General features: G+C 59.5%; 15 protein-coding genes and 4 tRNA genes. 4 read left to right on the top strand and 15 right to left on the bottom strand.

The features are described from left to right. Positions 1–80 precede the first annotated feature (80 nt). The 7 genes from OCT39_RS08845 to OCT39_RS08815 all read right to left on the bottom strand — a co-directional run bounded on the left by OCT39_RS08845 (position 81) and on the right by OCT39_RS08815 (position 7761). A complete protein-coding gene (locus tag OCT39_RS08845; protein ID WP_263584124.1) occupies positions 81–998 on the bottom strand; it encodes a LysR substrate-binding domain-containing protein in 918 nt (305 codons plus the stop codon). Positions 999–1031: 33 nt separating this feature from the next. Further along, on the bottom strand, positions 1032–2450 hold the full coding sequence (cls, locus tag OCT39_RS08840) for a cardiolipin synthase (RefSeq protein ID WP_263584123.1): 1419 nt from the start codon (positions 2448–2450) through the stop codon (positions 1032–1034). A 100-nt stretch (positions 2451–2550) separates the two neighbouring features. After that, positions 2551–4056 (bottom strand): fumarate hydratase, encoded by a 1506-nt coding sequence (locus OCT39_RS08835; RefSeq protein WP_263584122.1) that lies wholly within the window; start codon positions 4054–4056, stop codon positions 2551–2553. A 200-nt stretch (positions 4057–4256) separates the two neighbouring features. Beyond that, positions 4257–5081, bottom strand: a complete 825-nt coding sequence (gene nei / locus OCT39_RS08830; protein ID WP_263584121.1) for an endonuclease VIII — start codon at positions 5079–5081, stop codon at positions 4257–4259. Between the two features lie 2 nt (positions 5082–5083). Beyond that, on the bottom strand, positions 5084–7108 hold the full coding sequence (uvrB, locus tag OCT39_RS08825) for an excinuclease ABC subunit UvrB (RefSeq protein ID WP_263587269.1): 2025 nt from the start codon (positions 7106–7108) through the stop codon (positions 5084–5086). Positions 7109–7132: 24 nt separating this feature from the next. Continuing rightward, the gene (locus OCT39_RS08820) at positions 7133–7567 is read right to left on the bottom strand and encodes an OsmC family protein (protein WP_318152983.1); all 435 of its coding nucleotides are present in this window, start codon (positions 7565–7567) and stop codon (positions 7133–7135) included. Continuing rightward, positions 7564–7761 (bottom strand): hypothetical protein, encoded by a 198-nt coding sequence (locus tag OCT39_RS08815; protein WP_263587268.1) that lies wholly within the window; start codon positions 7759–7761, stop codon positions 7564–7566. The genes OCT39_RS08820 and OCT39_RS08815 overlap by 4 nt, the downstream gene beginning before the upstream one ends. Before the next feature lie 208 nt (positions 7762–7969). On the opposite strand from OCT39_RS08815, the gene OCT39_RS08810 reads away from it, so the two are divergent. Next, positions 7970–8923 carry a YgfZ/GcvT domain-containing protein gene (locus OCT39_RS08810; protein WP_263587267.1) on the top strand — a complete coding sequence of 318 codons (954 nt, stop codon included), beginning with the start codon at positions 7970–7972 and terminating at the stop codon, positions 8921–8923. A 107-nt stretch (positions 8924–9030) separates the two neighbouring features. On the opposite strand, the gene OCT39_RS08805 is transcribed toward OCT39_RS08810, so the two are convergent. The 7 genes from OCT39_RS08805 to OCT39_RS08775 all read right to left on the bottom strand — a co-directional run bounded on the left by OCT39_RS08805 (position 9031) and on the right by OCT39_RS08775 (position 13252). Next, positions 9031–10620 (bottom strand): peptide chain release factor 3, encoded by a 1590-nt coding sequence (locus OCT39_RS08805; RefSeq protein ID WP_263587266.1) that lies wholly within the window; start codon positions 10618–10620, stop codon positions 9031–9033. A gap of 223 nt (positions 10621–10843) precedes the next feature. Next, complete coding sequence (locus OCT39_RS08800) at positions 10844–11053, bottom strand: putative motility protein (RefSeq protein WP_263587265.1); 210 nt, start codon at positions 11051–11053, stop codon at positions 10844–10846. Between the two features lie 114 nt (positions 11054–11167). Further along, positions 11168–12412 carry an NAD(P)/FAD-dependent oxidoreductase gene (locus OCT39_RS08795; RefSeq protein ID WP_263587264.1) on the bottom strand — a complete coding sequence of 415 codons (1245 nt, stop codon included), beginning with the start codon at positions 12410–12412 and terminating at the stop codon, positions 11168–11170. Between the two features lie 340 nt (positions 12413–12752). Beyond that, positions 12753–12827 (bottom strand) — tRNA-His (locus OCT39_RS08790). Between the two features lie 53 nt (positions 12828–12880). After that, positions 12881–12955: transfer RNA gene (locus OCT39_RS08785), tRNA-His, on the bottom strand. Between the two features lie 55 nt (positions 12956–13010). Beyond that, positions 13011–13087 (bottom strand) — tRNA-Arg (locus OCT39_RS08780). Between the two features lie 88 nt (positions 13088–13175). Continuing rightward, positions 13176–13252, bottom strand: a tRNA-Pro gene (locus OCT39_RS08775). 201 nt (positions 13253–13453) lie between these two features. On the opposite strand from OCT39_RS08775, the gene folD reads away from it, so the two are divergent. Together folD and mtnN are read left to right on the top strand one after the other, a co-directional pair. Further along, on the top strand, positions 13454–14308 hold the full coding sequence (folD, locus tag OCT39_RS08770) for a bifunctional methylenetetrahydrofolate dehydrogenase/methenyltetrahydrofolate cyclohydrolase FolD (protein WP_263587263.1): 855 nt from the start codon (positions 13454–13456) through the stop codon (positions 14306–14308). 54 nt (positions 14309–14362) lie between these two features. Beyond that, positions 14363–15067 carry a 5'-methylthioadenosine/S-adenosylhomocysteine nucleosidase gene (mtnN, locus tag OCT39_RS08765; protein WP_263587262.1) on the top strand — a complete coding sequence of 235 codons (705 nt, stop codon included), beginning with the start codon at positions 14363–14365 and terminating at the stop codon, positions 15065–15067. A gap of 134 nt (positions 15068–15201) precedes the next feature. On the opposite strand, the gene pyrC is transcribed toward mtnN, so the two are convergent. Next, positions 15202–16239: a dihydroorotase gene (gene pyrC, locus OCT39_RS08760; protein WP_263587261.1), complete on the bottom strand. Its 1038-nt coding sequence runs from the start codon at positions 16237–16239 to the stop codon at positions 15202–15204. A gap of 209 nt (positions 16240–16448) precedes the next feature. Between pyrC and OCT39_RS08755 the strand changes: the two genes are divergently transcribed. After that, a complete protein-coding gene (locus OCT39_RS08755) occupies positions 16449–16874 on the top strand; it encodes a hypothetical protein (protein ID WP_263587260.1) in 426 nt (141 codons plus the stop codon). Positions 16875–16894 lie beyond the last annotated feature (20 nt).

The raw sequence follows: 16894 nt of genomic DNA, 5'->3' as shown, positions 1-16894 counted from the left end.
AACTATAGTCTGCCGCGCAGCGTTGTCGTGATGTCGGCAAAACTTGCCCCTGAGCGCGCAATGAGCGGCTTTGAGGATTATCAGGCCTGCAAAAAGTCGCGGGGAAGCTTCATCATCTGGCGCCACAGCCGCTCGACGCCCGGTTTGTGGACCAACGAGCAGCGGTAAAGACGAATTTCCAGTGGGATATCGAGACTCTCGTCGCCGGCGCGTACCAGCCGGCCACTTTTAAGCTCTTCGCGAATGCAGAAATCCGGGATCCAGGCCATGCCTACGCCTTGCAGCACCATCCCTTTCAGCCCTTCCGCCATTGCGGTTTCGTACACCGTACGCAGATTCAATCGGCGCGGGTCGTTCTTGAGCACCATGTGCACGCTTTTACCCAAAAAAGCCCCTTGGCTATAGCTCAGATATGGTACCGGGTCGGGTTGGTCGAGGGTAAACAGCGGCTTGCCCTGTGCGTCTGCAAGCGATACCGGCAGCATGTTGACGTTACCGATCGAAAATGAAGGAAAGACCTTGGTGTCGAGCTGCATGGTGGCAAAGGGGTCGAAGTAGGCGAGCATCAGATCACAGTTTCCCTCGCGCAGCACGTGGATCGCTTCGCCGACGTTCATGGCCACTAATCGGGTGGGTAGCTCTCCCACTCCCTTTTGCAGCCGCGAGATCCAGGGGGGGTAGAAACTTAGCGCAAGCGAGTGCGCCGCGACGATATCCAGCGCCTCGTTGGCGATCGATAGCCCCCTCAAGTGGTTCAACGATTCATTGAGCTGATCGACCAGGTTGCGCGCGGTGACCAAAAAAAGTTGGCCCTCCGCAGTCAGCCCGATGGGCGTGGTCGAGCGATCCACCAGCGTGGTGCCCAGCGCCTGCTCCAGAGCGCGAATGCGCCGGCTGAACGCGGGCTGAGTGACGTGGCGCTGTCGTGCAGAGGTGGAAAAACTGCGCGTATTGGCGAGCGCGACGAAATCCTCGAGCCATTTGGTTTCCAGATTCACCCGGTTCTCCTCGATTCGGCCTTCATGCTAGCGCTACTGAATGGGCGCGGTTAAATACGCGGCTCGCGACACGACCTTTTTCCAAAGCGGGCGATTGCGAATTTCATCGATCGTCACGCGACGACAGTGGGTAAAGTCCTCTTCCAGCATGTGGGCGACGCTCAAGGCAAAGGATTCAGACGGCATATACGCGGTAATTTCGAAATTGAGGCGAAACGAGCGGTTATCCAGATTTACCGTGCCAACCGTTGCGGCTTCTGAGTCAATAAGCATAACTTTTTGATGTAGAAATCCGGGAAGATAACGGTATATTTTTACACCCGCACGCAGCATGTCGGGTAAAAATGAAAAAGCCGAAAGAAACACCAGAAGATGGTCCGGACGCTCGGGGATCATGACGCGCACGTCCACTCCCCGCATGGCCGCCAGGCGCAGCGCATCCTGAACGCCCTGGTCCGGCACGAAATAGGGGCTGGTCACCCATAGTCGGTCGTTGGCGCTATGAATCAGCTGCTGTACCAGAAGACTTGCGGTATCGTGCTTGTCTGCCGGCCCGGAGGGTACGATCACCACCTGATGATCCATTTGGGCGTGATTTTCCGCGTGCCAATTCAGCGTGATCACCTCCCCGGTCGCCCAGTGCCAATCTTCCCAAAAAGCTTCCTGGAGGCCGAGTACGCCCGGCCCCTGAAGCGCCAGGTGCGTATCTCGCCAGGGGCCGTGACGGGGGTTCTCCCCCAGATATTCGATACCCACGTTGAAGCCCCCGACCCACCCCTTTTTACCGTCTACCACCATGATCTTGCGATGGTTACGAAAATTGAGCTGAAACCGGTGCTTGAAGCCGCGGGAAGATCCGAACGGGCTAACCGCTACCCCTTCGCTTTCGAGCTCCTTGAAGTAGCTGTCGCGCAGTTTGCGGCTGCCAAGCTCATCATAAAGAAAGTAGACCCGTACGCCGCGCCTGGCCGCCTCGAGCAGGCGCGCTTTTAGTGCCTGGCCAAGCCGGTCGTCACGTACGATGAAAAATTGCAGCAGCAGGTAGTCTGTCGCCTCGTCGATCCCCTGAAACAGATTTTCGAAAGTGGCTTCCCCATCGATCAGGAGCTCGGCGTGGTTACCCTTGGTCAACGGCATCATCGCCAGTTGCTCGACCGCCTGAATGTCCCGCGTGGCGGGCAGCGAAATATGCGGCTTCATGTTATTACGATAGCGGCGCAACACGCGGCGCAACACGTTGTCTTTGGCGCCACGAGCGGTCACGTAGCCGTAAAAGCGCGGCCGGCCGAACAGCCAGTAAGCGGGCAGCGCAACGTAGGGGAACGTGAGAAGTGACATGATCCAGGCAACGGCGCCCTGGGAGGTACGGCTCGACATCAGCGCCATGACGGCGGACACGACCCCCATGAGATGAATCAGTAAAATGGCCGTACCGATAAGCCATGAGGTCATCTAACGCTCCCTGCCATGGACATGAATTCCCTTGTGATTTCGCATGTGCAAAAGCCCCGCAATACGGGGCTTTGTCGGTCTATAATTGCAGGCGTTCAGTTTACGCGGTTTCGGCGATGATTGCCTTCCATTTGGCCGGGCCGGTCTGGTGCACCGACGTACCTTTCGTGTCGACGGCGACGGTGACCGGCATGTCTTCTACTTCGAATTCATAGATGGCTTCCATCCCCAGGTCCTCGAACCCGACCACGCGCGACTTCTTGATTGCCTGGGCGACGAGATAGGCCGAGCCGCCGACGGCCATCAAATAAACCGCCTGGTTGTCGCGAATCGCCTCGATAGCATCCTCGCCCCGCTCTGCCTTGCCGACCATGCCCAAAAGGCCGGTCTCCTCGAGCATGGTGCGGGTGAACTTGTCCATCCGCGTGGCGGTGGTCGGACCCGCGGGGCCAACCACCTCGTCGCCGATCGGGTCGACCGGGCCGACGTAGTAAATGAAGCGCCCTTTCATATCGACAGGCAGCGGCTCGCCCTTGCTGATCATGTCGGTCATACGTTTATGGGCGGCGTCGCGCCCGGTCAAGAGTTTGCCGTTGAGCAGCAGCGTATCGCCGGGCTGCCAGGTTTTGACTTCTTCCGGTGTAACGCTGTCGAGATCGACCCGCTTGACGTTTTCACCCACTTCGCGAGTAATCTCCGGCCAGTCCTCGAGTTTGGGCGCAGGCAGCGCGACCGCGCCGGAGCCATCGAGGGTGAAGTGCGCGTGACGGGTGGCGGCACAGTTGGGGATGATGGCGACCGGCTTGTTCGCCGCGTGGGTCGGGTAATCCTTGACCTTGATGTCGAGCACCGTAGTCAGGCCACCCAGGCCCTGCGCGCCAATACCGGTCTTGTTGACCTTATCGAACAGCTCCAAACGCAGCTCTTCGGCACGGTTACTCGCCCCACGTGCCTGCAAATCCTGAATGTCGATCGGATCGAGCAGCGCTTCCTTGGCGATTTCCATGGCTTTCTCGGCGGTGCCGCCGATACCAATACCGAGCATGCCCGGCGGGCACCAGCCAGCGCCCATTTTAGGTAGCTGCTCCAGCACCCAATCGACGACGCTATCGGACGGGTTCAGCATCGCGAACTTGGATTTCGCCTCGCTACCCCCGCCTTTCGCCGCCACGTGGATATCGACCTTGTCGCCGGGCACGAGCTTGTGGTGAATGATGGCGGGCGTATTGTCTTTGGTGTTCTGGCGCTTGCCGTCCGGGTCGGCCAGCACCGAAGCGCGCAGTACGTTGTCGGGCAGCAGGTAGGCGCGGCGAACGCCCTCGTTGACCATATCGTCGAGGCTCATGTCCGCCTCCCAGGTCACGTTCATGCCCACGTGAACAAACACGGTCACGATGCCGGTATCTTGGCAAATCGGCCGATGGCCGGTGGCGCACATCCGCGAGTTGATCAGGATCTGGGCGATGGCGTCCTTGGCGGCAGGGTTCTCTTCGCGCTCGTAGGCGGCCGCCATGGCGTCGATGAAGTCTTTCGGATGGTAATAGGAGATGTATTGAAGGGCGTCGGCAACGCTTTGAATAACGTCATCCTGCTTGATCACGGTCATGAACAACGGGCTCCTCGGTGGATCGATTTCAAGCGGCTATTTATCAAGGGGATTTTTCAACCCGTTAGCCGTTCTAATTCATCGATTATACCTGATCGATGCATCGCCGGCAGCTTTGCTGTTGTCGCTGAATTTTTTGCAAAGACCTAAATTATAAATTTTTTATGTTGCATAAAAGATAACGGTATAAATATTTATCGTTAAGTCGCCGGCTGGCAGTGCGGGCACCAGTAAAGGCGCCGCGACCCTACCATTTGTCGTTCGATGATGTCGCCACAGCGATGACATGAGAGCCCGGCGCGCTCGAATACGCTAAAGCGCCACTGGCGCCTGGTTTCACCCGCTGCCTTGGCCTGCTCGATCCACGCCTCGCGGTTCGTCACGCCCGCCTGCCGGTAAGCCTGCCACGTGGTGTCGATAATGATCTGCGCCAGCTGCTCTCGCTCGTTATCGCCAAGGTCGACCGGGCGCTTTTTGGGGTTGAGCCCGGCGTAGAACAAAATTTCCGAGCGTAAATAGTTGCCGAGCCCCGCCACGAGCCCCTGATCCAGCAGCAGCGCCCCGAGGCTTCGACGGTGAAAACGCGAATCGTCGAGCCGCGCCAGCACGCTGGCAGCCGAGACGTTTTGACTCAAGAGATCCGGTCCAAGCCTTGCGAGAAACGGATGCTCATTAAGCGCATCAGCGTCGAGTAGCGCGATGCTTGATGCGCTGTAGAGACTCGCCGCCCTGCCCTCGGTGACGAGCCTTACGCGCAGCGAGCGATTGGTCTGAGGCGGCTTGTGGGCGGCGTGGAGTTTCCATACCCCGTAGAGCTGATTATGAGAATAGAGCACGCGCTGGTTATCGAAACGAATCAGCATCGCCTTGCCGCGGGTTTCGACGGCTTCGACCCGCGTGTCGATCAGGGAATCCGCCTGGGTTTGTAGCTCTTCGAAGGCGAACCAGGCGTGCTCCAGCACGCGCCCGCCAATCTGTTTTTCGATGCGATCTGCTGCGCGGCGGATCTCTGGTCCTTCCGGCATGTTTACCCCAGTACCAGCTGTTTCTCTTTCATTTGGTTGAGCTGATCGCGAAGGCGCGCCGCTTCCTCGAATTCAAGATTCTGGGCCGCCTCGAACATGGCGTCTTCCAGCTTGCCAATCGCCTCACCCAGCTCGTGCTGGCCCATGTTGGCGATATCGTAGTCCGGCGTAGCACTTTTCTTGCGATCTGCCCCGCGACGGCCGTTGGTCTTCTTCGCCCCGGGGGCCTGGGCTGCCTCGAGAATGTCGGCCACGGAGCGCGTGACGGTGGTCGGCGTGATGCCGTGCTCTTCGTTGTGCGCCATCTGTTTGGTGCGACGCCGCTCGGTTTCGTCCATCGCGCGGCGCATCGAGTCGGTGATGCGATCGCCGTAGAGAATCGCCTTGCCGTGGGCGTTACGCGCGGCACGGCCGATGGTCTGGATGAGCGAGCGCTCGGCGCGCAGAAAGCCCTCCTTGTCCGCATCGAGAATCGCCACCAGCGACACCTCGGGAATATCCAGGCCCTCACGCAGCAGGTTGATGCCCACCAGCACGTCGAATTTGCCCAGGCGAAGATCGCGGATGATCTCGACCCGCTCGACGGTGTCGATATCCGAGTGCAGGTAGCGTACGCGCACGTCGTGGTCGTCTAGATACTCGGTCAAGTCTTCGGCCATGCGTTTGGTGAGGGTGGTGACGAGCACGCGCTCGCCGACCGCCGTGCGCTTGTGTACCTCGGAGAGCAGATCATCGACCTGGGTACTGGCCGGGCGCACTTCGATTTCCGGGTCCAGCAGGCCTGTCGGGCGAACCACTTGCTCGACGACCTGGCCCGCGTGTTCGGCTTCGTAGTTGCCGGGCGTGGCGGAAACGAAGATCGTCTGCGGGCAGATCGACTCCCACTCCTCGAATTTCATTGGCCGGTTGTCCAGCGCCGAGGGAAGCCTGAAACCGTATTCGACCAGCGTTTCCTTGCGCGAACGGTCGCCCTTGTACATGCCGCCCACCTGCGGAACGCTGACGTGGGATTCGTCGATGAACAGCAGCGCGTCGTCGGGCAGGTAGTCGAAGAACGTCGGCGGCGCATGGCCCGGGGCGCGCCCGGAAAGATAGCGTGAGTAGTTCTCGATACCGTTGCAGTAGCCAAGCTCCAGCATCATCTCGATATCATAGAGCGTGCGCTGCTCGAGACGCTGCGCTTCCACCAGGCGTTCGTGCTTTCTAAGCCACTCCAGGCGCTCCTTGAGTTCACCCTTGATCGACTCGATCGCCTCGAGGATCGTTTCGCGCGGAGTGACGTAGTGGGATTTCGGGTAGATCGTCATGCGCGGCACCTGACCGCGCACGTCGCCAGTCAGCGGGTCGAACAGGCGGATGGAGTCGATCTCATCGTCGAACAGCTCGACCCGCACCGCCTCCTCGTCGGAGTCCGCGGGAAAAATATCGATGACGTCGCCGCGTACCCGGTAGGTGCCGCGGCGAAAATCCATGTCGTTGCGCGTGTACTGAAGTTCGGCGAGGCGGCGCAGGAACGCGCGCTGATCGATCAACTCGCCCCGAGTAAAGTGCAGGCGCATCTTCAGGTACTGGTCCGGGTCACCCAGGCCGTAAATTGCAGAGACCGATACCACGATCAGCGCGTCGCGGCGCTCCAGCAGCGCCTTGGTCGCCGACAGGCGCATCTGCTCGATGTGATCGTTGATCGAGGCGTCCTTCTCGATGAAGGTGTCCGAGGACGGCACGTAGGCTTCCGGCTGGTAGTAGTCGTAGTAGGAAACGAAGTACTCGACCGCGTTGTCCGGAAAGAACGCCTTGAACTCGCCATAAAGCTGAGCGGCCAGGGTCTTGTTCGGCGCCATGACGATGGTCGGGCGCTGAAGCTGTTGAACGATATTGGCCATGGTGAAGGTCTTGCCCGAGCCGGTCACGCCCAACAGCGTTTGATGGGCAAGCCCCGACTCGAGCCCGTTGATCAGGCCCTTTATGGCATTGGGCTGATCGCCCGCAGGCTGAAACTTCGACGTTAGCCGGAACGCTTTGCTCATCACTACTCCCGTTCTAGAAAAGGACTATTGGCGCGAGGCGTCAGTCGCACTCGCAAGCCGGGTCTCGATGGTGACCGTGGCCTCGGTCATCAAGCGCTGCACCGGGCAGCGGCTGCTGATGTCCAGAAGTTTCTGTTTCATCGCGTCATCCAGCGGCCCTTGGAAGTCGAGACGTACGTCCAGCCCATATTCGCCTTCACGCTCCTTGCGGTCGTCACGCGCAATGGTCACCGTGATACCTTCGAGCGGCCACTCCTTGCGCCTGGCGTACATCTGCACGGTGATCGCCTTGCAGCTGCCCAGCGCCATATCGAAGTAGTCGTGGGGGTCCGGGTCCTGGCCGTCGCCGCCAAGCCCTTTGGGGGCATCGGCGTAAAGGGCCTCGACGCTTTCGACCTCGATACGGTGGCGAAACGTCCGGTTGCGTTCGCTGATCAGCGTGATGGGGGTGCGCATCATGAGACCTCGACGCCTAGCTTGAGATCCTTCACCGCCTTGACGAGGGTCTGGTGGCTCGCCCGTCCTTCCACTTCCGCACCGTGGCGGCCGACCTCCGCACTCTCCACGCCGTCGAGCATCATTAGCGCGGTGGTGATTCGGTTGACCTGATCGGCGTTTTGTACACCCTTGAAGCTCAGCGATTGAGTAGCCATGACACGTCCTTTACTTGAGCCGGCGCCAGCGCCGGTAAACTCGTGCAAAGGCTTGCTGCAAAACCGGGCAGCAGAACCTATGCAAAACTGATACAGACCGAGAAGTCTAGCACGGCGGGCCAGGCTTGCAATTACAACCTGGCGCCCGCACCTGCCTTGAGTAGTGTTAGGCTAGACGCATTCTCAATCCCCTTGCCGTGGAGCATGTATGGCAACCGAACACCTACCCACTTTTAATGGTGAAGTGCGCCTCGATCACCTATCAATACTGGACATCAAGGGCGAGAACGCCGAGAAGTTCCTTCAGGGCCAGACCAGCGCCCAGGTGAGCCTGGCCAACGGTTCTTTCGCCCCGCTCACCTGCTTCTGCACGCCCAAGGGGCGCATCATCGCCAACGGTCAGCTTTTCCGGGTTGCCGAGCACCATTATCGCCTGCTGGTCAGCACCACGCTGGCGGACAAGCTCGCGACTCACCTTAAAAAGTTTGCCGTGTTCTATCGCGCCGAGCTTAGCCTCAATTGCGCCATCGCTCTGGTGGGTGCCGGACCAGCCCAGGCCCTCGAGCGCGCCAGGGCACTGGGGCTCGTGCTACCCGCAAGCGGCTATCTGCACAGTGGCGACGAGAAGGCATCGGTACTGCGTCTGCCTTTTGAAGAGCGCTACCTCTTTTGTATCGAGGACGATATGCCCGACGCCGATGCGGCGCTCGAAAACGCCTGGCGGCTGGCGGACATTCAAAGCGGCATCGCCTGGCTTGACGAAGTCCAGGAAGATCATTTCCTGCCGCAAATGATCAACTGGGAAGCGCTGGGGGGTATCAGCTTCAAGAAAGGGTGCTACACCGGCCAGGAAGTCGTAGCGCGGGCGCACTTTCGCGGCCAGGTCAAGAAGCGCCTGGTGCGCGCAAGCCTGAAGGCGGATGCACTGCCCGCCGCCACTGAATCGCTGGTAAGTGACGAAAACAAAAGCCTGGGCGAGGTGGTCAGCAGTGCCTTCAGTGATCAGGGGCACGTCGAGCTGCTGGCGGTGGTGGCAACCAAGGCCATCGAGGAGCCGCTGCCGCTTTATTTGAACCAGCAGCCCGTAACGCTCGAATCGTTGCCCTACGCCGTCGAGCGCCTGGACCCGGAGCAGCTCTCGGCGAGTCTGATGTCGACCTAGCGAGAGCGAGCCCGCTAACTAAAACGGCCCGGCGAACGTCAGTTCGCCGGGCCGTTTTGCCTGAAGCCGTGTTATGCAATAAACGACTTCAACATGCTACGAGAGACTTAGTGCTCGCGGGTAGGCTGGAAGCGAATGTCTGGCCAGCGCTCCTGAGTCATCTGCAGGTTGACCCGGGTCGGGGCGATATAGGTGAGATAGCCGCCGCCATCGATGGCAAGGTTCGCACTCGCCTTGCGCTTGAACTCCTCAAGCTTCTTCGCATCGTCGCAGTATATCCAGCGGGCGGTCTGCACGTTCACCCCTTCGTAAATACAGTCGACCTTGTACTCCTCTTTCAGGCGGTGCGCGACTACGTCGAACTGCAGCGTTCCCACCGCGCCGAGAATCAGGTCGTTGTTGTCCATCGGCATGAAGACCTGGGTGGCGCCCTCTTCCGAAAGCTGCTGCAACCCTTTCTGCAGCGCCTTCATTCTCAGCGGATCTTTCAAGCGTACACGCTTGAAAAGCTCCGGGGCAAAGTGTGGGATGCCGGTAAAGCGCATGTCCTCGCCCACGGTGAAGGTATCGCCGATCTGTACCGTGCCGTGATTATGCAGACCGATGATATCGCCAGGCCAGGCTTCCTCGACCTGGGAGCGGTCCGAGGCCATGAAGGTCAGGGCGTCGGCGATCTTGACGTCCTTGCCAATACGCACGTGGCGCATCTTCATGTTCTTCTCGTACTTGCCGGAGCAAACCCGTAAAAAGGCGATGCGGTCGCGGTGATTCGGGTCCATGTTCGCCTGAATCTTGAACACGAAGCCGGTGAAGCGCTCGTCACTGGCGGTCACTTCCCGGGTGTCGGTCTCGCGCGGCTGCGGCGCCGGGGCGTATTCGACGAAGCCATCGAGCATTTCGCGCACGCCGAAGTTGCCCATGGCGGTGCCGAAGTAGACCGGGCTCAGCGCGCCGCGCCGGTAGGCGTCGAGATCGAAAGCGTGGGAGGCGCCGCGCACCAGCTCGATCTCCATGCGAAGCTCTTCAGCCTGCTCTTCACCGAGCAGCGTATCGACTTCCGGACTATCCAGCCCTTCGATGCGCTTGTCTTCGGAAATACGATTGCCCTGGCCCTGGGTATAGAGATGGATCACATCGTTATAGAGGTGATAAACCCCCTTGAAGTGACGCCCCATACCGATCGGCCAGGTCATCGGCGCACACTGAATGTTGAGAACCGTTTCGACCTCGTCCATCACCTCGATCGGGTCGCGAATGTCACGGTCCATCTTGTTGATGAAGGTGAGAATCGGCGTGGTGCGCAGTCGGCACACTTCCATCAGCTTGATGGTACGGTCCTCGACGCCCTTGGCGCCGTCGATCACCATCAGGGCGGAGTCGACCGCGGTCAGCGTCCGGTAGGTATCTTCCGAGAAGTCCTCGTGACCGGGGGTGTCGAGCAGATTGACGATACGCCCACCATAGGGGAACTGCATCACCGAGGTGGTCACCGAGATGCCGCGCTCCTGCTCCATCTTCATCCAGTCGGATGTCGCGTGGCGGTCATTGCGCTTGCTCTTGACCGAGCCCGCCATCTGAATGGCGTTTCCAAACAGCAGCATCTTCTCGGTAATCGTGGTTTTACCCGCATCCGGGTGCGATATGATAGCGAAGGTGCGTCTAAGCTCCGCTTCACGGGCCAACTGCGTCTCTTTCATCGTGCCTCAATAAACATGTGTACTCAGCCATGTACTCAAGACATGTGCTAATAAAGTTGAGCGGGCTGAGTGAGTAGGATTGGGGCGAATTGTAACGTTCCGGGCCAAACGGTGCCACGCCCTTTCAAGCGTGCTATCGAATGCCTGCACAGGGGCATAAAAAAAAGAGCCGCCAATAGCGACTCTTTTTTGTTGTAGCCTACACCAGGTGGGGTTTGCTCGATCAAGCGTAGGTGTTGATTTGCGTTCCCAGCGCCCCTTCGGTTGCCAGATCCGGCTGCGCCGTCATGTTGGCACTGGCCAGTACTTCGGTCACCTGCTGGGCCTGCATGTCGAGTGCCTGGCGAAAAAGCTGCATTTGCGCCTGTTCAGCGGTTTGCGCCTGATTCATGTAAAGCGCCTGACTAACGGCGTTGCTCGCTGTGATATCCATTATCTCACCTCACATTAAAACCGTAATGTCGTCAAGCTTAGCAAGCACTAGAAAAATGCGCCAGCAAAGCGCCATTTTACCAATTCAAAAAACCGGTTCATTAAAACCTATTTATTAGAAACGATCGGCGCGAAACGGCGACATATCGATGGCAGGTGTCTTGCCTTCCATGATATCCGCCAGAAGCTCGCCGGTCGCAGGCCCCAGAGTAAAGCCCTGATGGCCGTGACCGAAAGCGAACCATAGCCCTTGATGGCGAGGCGCCGGGCCAATGATCGGTTTCATGTCCGGTAGACACGGCCGTGCGCCCTTCCAGGCGACCGGCTCCTTGCGCTCGGCGAGCGGGAAAACGCCCCGAGCGACGTTTTCAGCAGCCTCGAGCTGGTGCTCGTCTGCCGGCGACTCAAGCCGGTCGAGCTCGGCGCCGGTGGTCAGACGCACACCCGCGTTCATGGGCGCTAGCAGATACCCGACCTCGGCATCCATCAGCCAGTAGTTGAGCTTCGCCGGCGCCTGTGTGGCGTAGTGCATGTGGTAGCCGCGCTTGACGAACGTGGGAATGCGATAGCCAAGCTTCGAGGCCCACTGGCCCGCCCAGGGGCCCAGCGCCATGACCACATCGTCGACCGCAAGCTCACACTGATCGGTCTTTACCCGATAGCCTTCGCCCTGGGGCTCCACATCCTCGATATCGGCCTGAAGGATGGTACCGCCTTGCAGAACGAACGCATTGGCGTAAGCGGCCACCAGCGCCCCCGGGTCGGCCACCGTCCAGGGATCGAGCCAGTGGATGGCGCCGATGATCTTCTCACTCAGATCCGGCTCCTTTTCGATGAGCGCGGCGCGGTCCAGCACCTCGAAGCGAACGCCATAGAGCTTGAGCGCCTCTTGGGCCTCGACCACGCGCTTGTCGAGTTTTTCCTGAGTCCGGTAGATTTCCAGCCAGCCATCCCGACGCACCAGATGCCCCGCGCCGGCCGCTTCGATCATCTTGCCGTGCGCCTCCAGGCAAAGCCCGATGAGTGAGGCGTACTCGGGAACGATTTTCTGATACCGCCCGGTGGAAGAGTTGTGCCAGTAGCTCAGAAGTGGCGAAAAAGCGTTGAGCATGCCTTTGGGGCGGTAGCGAATGTCGACGCGCCTGTTGGGCAGTACGCTTAAAATCGTTTTCATGTCCCGAGGAAACGCGTAAGGGCGAACGGCTTCTCGCTGAACGATGCCGGCGTTGCCATAGGAGGTTTCGCGTCCGGGCTGGCGCCGGTCGATCAGCGTTACGTCGAACCCCCGCTTTTGAAGATGCCACGCGACGCTGACGCCCACCATTCCCGCACCGAGTACCGCTACCTGCCGCTTGGCCATCGACTCTCTCCCGCCCTGTCATTATGTGTGGTGGTAAAACTGGATATCCTGAATGAGGATAAAATTACCACCTCTTGCGGGCGCAATGCACAGCGGAATCGACCGTTTTAATCGTTTTACTTAGGCTGAAATATTGGTTTATCTGATTCCGCGGTGGAAAATGTCTTTAAAGCCCAATAAACAGGAAAAAACACTACGGCCAATAAAGTGACTTTATTGAGCAGGAATGGCCATTTGAAAAGGTTTAAAACGCACAAAACCTTCGAGGCGAAAGCGCTCGAAGTAGGAGAAAATACGATAGGAGGAAGCATTGACCAACGGAGGGAAAAGTAAAGGTTACTGGGGTGGATGATGGGGATCGAACCCACGACCACCGGAGCCACAATCCGGGGCTCTACCACTGAGCTACATCCACCACAACCTGTTACCTGTACTGCCTTGACCATACGCTGCTTTGGCTGCCATCAATGGGGTGGATGATGGGGATCGAACCCACGACCACCGGAGCCACAATCCGGGGCTCTACCACTGAGCTACATCCACCATTGACGCTAAAGCAAAACGTACTGCCTGCGCTCGAGCACTGCGACCACTTTCGTGGCACGCCCAGCAGGACTTGAACCCGCAACCTACGGCTTAGAAGGCCGTTGCTCTATCCGGTTGAGCTATGGGCGCACAAGGTATTCTCGAACCGAACACCGCTGAGCACTCTACCACAACCCACGCCCGGAGAAGCTCTATGCCACTTGAAGCGCGAGGTACGTGGTCGGGATGGAGGGATTCGAACCCCCGACATCCTGCTCCCAAAGCAGGCGCGCTACCAGACTGCGCTACATCCCGATGACTACCCTTGACGCTGCCGCTTGGCCCGTCTCAAGCGAGGCACATACTACTATTTTTAATTTTAAAGTCAAGACTTAAAGGCTTTGACGCTGTTCGCTTTGCCTACCAGGCCCAACATGCGAAAATTGGTCATTCGCTGACGTCTCCACCTTGCGTCGGCTTTTGATTCGCTCATCACCTCCTAAGGGACTTCACTACATGACCGCCCAACTCATCGATGGCAAAACCATCGCCGCTAATGTCCGCCATCGCGTTGCCGAGAAAACCGCTGCCCGCTTACAGGCCGGCGCTCGCGCCCCCGGATTAGCCGTGGTGGTGGTAGGTGATGACCCGGCCTCTCATGTGTACGTCAATAACAAACACCGCGCCTGCGACCAGGCCGGCATTCTCTCCTTTCAGCATCAGCTCTCGACCAACACTACCCAGCACGAGCTCGAAGCACTGGTCGACCGTTTGAACAACGACCCCCAGGTCGACGGCATTCTGGTTCAACTGCCGCTGCCGGAGCATCTGGATGCCCGCCCGATCCTCGAGCGCATTCGCCCGGACAAGGATGTCGACGGCTTTCACCCCTATAACCTGGGCCGGCTGGCTCAGCGCTCTCCCGCGCTACGCCCCTGCACGCCCAAGGGGATCATGACGCTGCTATCAGAGAGTGACATCGACGTGCGCGGCCTGGACGCCACGGTGGTCGGCGCTTCCAACATCGTGGGCCGGCCGATGGCCATGGAGCTGATGCTGGCGGGCTGTACCACCACCGTGTGTCATCGCTTCACCCAGAATCTGGAGGCTCACGTTCGCCGCGCGGATCTGGTCGTGGTCGCCGTAGGCAAGCCAGGGCTCGTCAAGGGCGAGTGGATCAAGCCAGGGGCCGTGGTCATCGATGTCGGCATCAACCGCCAAGAGGATGGCAAGCTCGCCGGCGACGTGGATTTCGAAGCGGCCGCCGAACGCGCAAGCTTCATCACGCCGGTACCCGGTGGCGTCGGCCCGATGACCGTGGCCACGCTTTTGGAGAACACCCTGGAAGCCGCCGAAGCGCACGACACTTGAATCACCTGAACGACTCCCTCACTGGACCTACAATCGACCAAGGAGCACGCCCGAGTGCAACGCATTGGAATCATCGGCGCGATGGCGCAGGAAGTAAGCATACTGGCGGGCCAGCTCGAAGGGGTTGAGCGCCTCGAGCATGCCGGGTTCGTGTTCTATAGCGGCACGCGTCACGGCCTCGAGGTCGTCATCCTGCAGTCAGGTATTGGTAAGGTGAACGCCGCGGTGGGTACGGCGGTGCTGCTCGAGCGCTACCAGCCCGAGGCGATCATCAATACCGGCTCGGCCGGCGGCTTCGCCCTGGATCTCGATATCGGCGACATCATCATCTCGAGCGAAGTGCGCCATCACGATGTCGATGCGGTGGTGTTCGGCTATGAAATAGGTCAGGTACCCGGCATGCCCGCCGCCTACGTGGCCGATAGCGCGCTTTGCGACGTCGCCCGTCAGGCAATTATCGACCTTGGTGAAGTGAACGTGCGCGAAGGTTTGATCGCAACCGGCGACGCCTTCATGGCGGACCCGGCGCGCGTTGCCGCCACCCGCGCGCAGTTTCCCGCGATGCTTGCGGTCGAAATGGAAGCCGCGGCCATCGCGCAAACCTGCTATCTCTACGGCTGCCCCTTCGTGGTGATCCGTGCGCTTTCCGATATTCCCGGCGCCGGCGACAACCACCTCTCCTTCGAGCAGTTTCTGGACATCGCGGCGGATCACTCCTCGCGCATGGTCGACGCTATGCTGATCCGGCTCGGTCAATAAAAGACCTGGCTAATAAAAGACCTGGCCAATAAAAGCGCCTGACGCTTCTTCAAAATGCACGTCGTCCAAACACATCGAGCGCGCCTAACGGCGCGCTCGATGTGTTTATATCAACAGCACTTTCCAATGCACTGTTAGCGCACCATCGACCACTCCAGCGCTTCTCCGGCCAGCAGCGGTACGATCGAGCATCCGTCGCCGTAAGCGTAGTGGGAGGGCAGCGCCAGCGCACGACGCTCGAGGGTAACGCGATCAGCATTCGGCGCCAGCCCGTAAAAGCGTGGGCCGTTGAGGCTCGCGAAGGCCTCGAGTTTATCGAGCGCTCCCATTTGATCGAAGGCAGTGGCGTAAAGCTCGAGCGCTGCCGGCGCGGTGTAGGCGCCCGCGCAGCCGCAGCTCGACTCCTTGTCGGCCTTCTCGTGCGGCGCGCTGTCGGTACCCAAAAAGAATTTCGGGCTTCCGCTGGTGGCGGCTTTCAGCAGCGCCTGGCGGTGCTGTTCACGTTTTAGAATCGGCAGGCAGTAGTAGTGCGGGCGAATGCCGCCGGCCAGCATCTGGTTCCGGTTGAACAGAAGATGATGCGCGGTAATCGTGGCGGCCAGGTTATCGGGGCCATTGGCCACGAACTCGGCGGCCTGCTGGGTCGTGATGTGCTCGGACACCACCTTGAGCGTCGGGTGGCGTTCGAGCAGCGGCTTGAGCACGCGCTCGATAAAGGCCGCTTCGCGATCGAAGATGTCGATATTGCTATCGGTCACCTCACCGTGAATCAAAAGCGGCATGCCGACCCGCTCCATGGCGGTAATCGCGGCGTCGCAATGGGCGATATCGGTCACCCCGGACGCCGAGTTGGTCGTCGCTCCAGCCGGATAGAGCTTGACCGCCTTGACCACACCGCTGGCATGCGCCTTCTCGATCTCGTCAGCGGTGGTGAAATCGGTCAGGTAGAGCGTCATCAAGGGCTCGAACGCACTGTCCGGCGCGAGCGCCTTCAAAATGCGCTCGCGGTAAGCCAGCGCCTGGTCGGTCGTGGTGATCGGCGGCTTCAGATTGGGCATGATGATCGCACGCCCCATCTGCGCGGCGGTGTGGTTCACGACCGCCTCGAGCACCTCGCCGTCGCGCAGGTGAAGGTGCCAATCATCAGGGCGAGTCAACGTAATAGAGTCCACGGTCTATCCTTTACAAGCGGTATGTAGAAAGCGCCCGCCAGTATACCCGAAGCCAGCCAGGGATGAATCCGGAGCTTCGATGCAACGGTTCGACCAGCAGTTTAATCCTCCGCCGGGGGCCACAGCGCCTGGCAAGTGTCGTATCATGTCAGCGCTTTACTTCGCTTTGTCATCTCACATTCAGACCTTTTCCAGGACATTATCCGCCTATGCAAAACGTGAGGCGCTACGCTGACATTCTCACCAGCATCGAGGGGCTAATGTGGCTCGCGCTCGCCTGGTCCGTTTCCGCATCGACCCATCGGGGCAGTACCGAACCAACGATTGCGATGCTCTTCGTGGTGGGCACGCTGGTGCTGTTTAGCTGGGCGCATAAGCCCATGCGTTTCATGCTGCGCCGCTACCACGTGCGCAAGCGCCGCACCGATATGTGGATTCACACCCTGGCGCTGCCGCTTCTGCTGGCCATGCTCTTGCATATTTTATTGGAGGCGCTTGTGGGCCGGGCCTGGCTTCCGCCCAAGATTCTGGTTTTCAACCTGCTGGCGACCGCTGGCTGGCTGACCTATGTGATGACGCTTTTCATCAAGTTCGTCATTCACTCGGTCAAGACGTCTCGCGCGCACTCCCATTGACCGTCACCGACAAGTAGCCT

Origin of the sequence: Halomonas sp. GD1P12 (genome assembly GCF_025725645.1) — a bacterium.
In the GTDB taxonomy this organism is placed as follows: Bacteria; Pseudomonadota; Gammaproteobacteria; order Pseudomonadales; family Halomonadaceae; genus Vreelandella.
The sequence above is the reverse complement of the archived record's forward strand: the minus strand, read 5'-3'. Positions and strand labels throughout refer to the sequence as shown.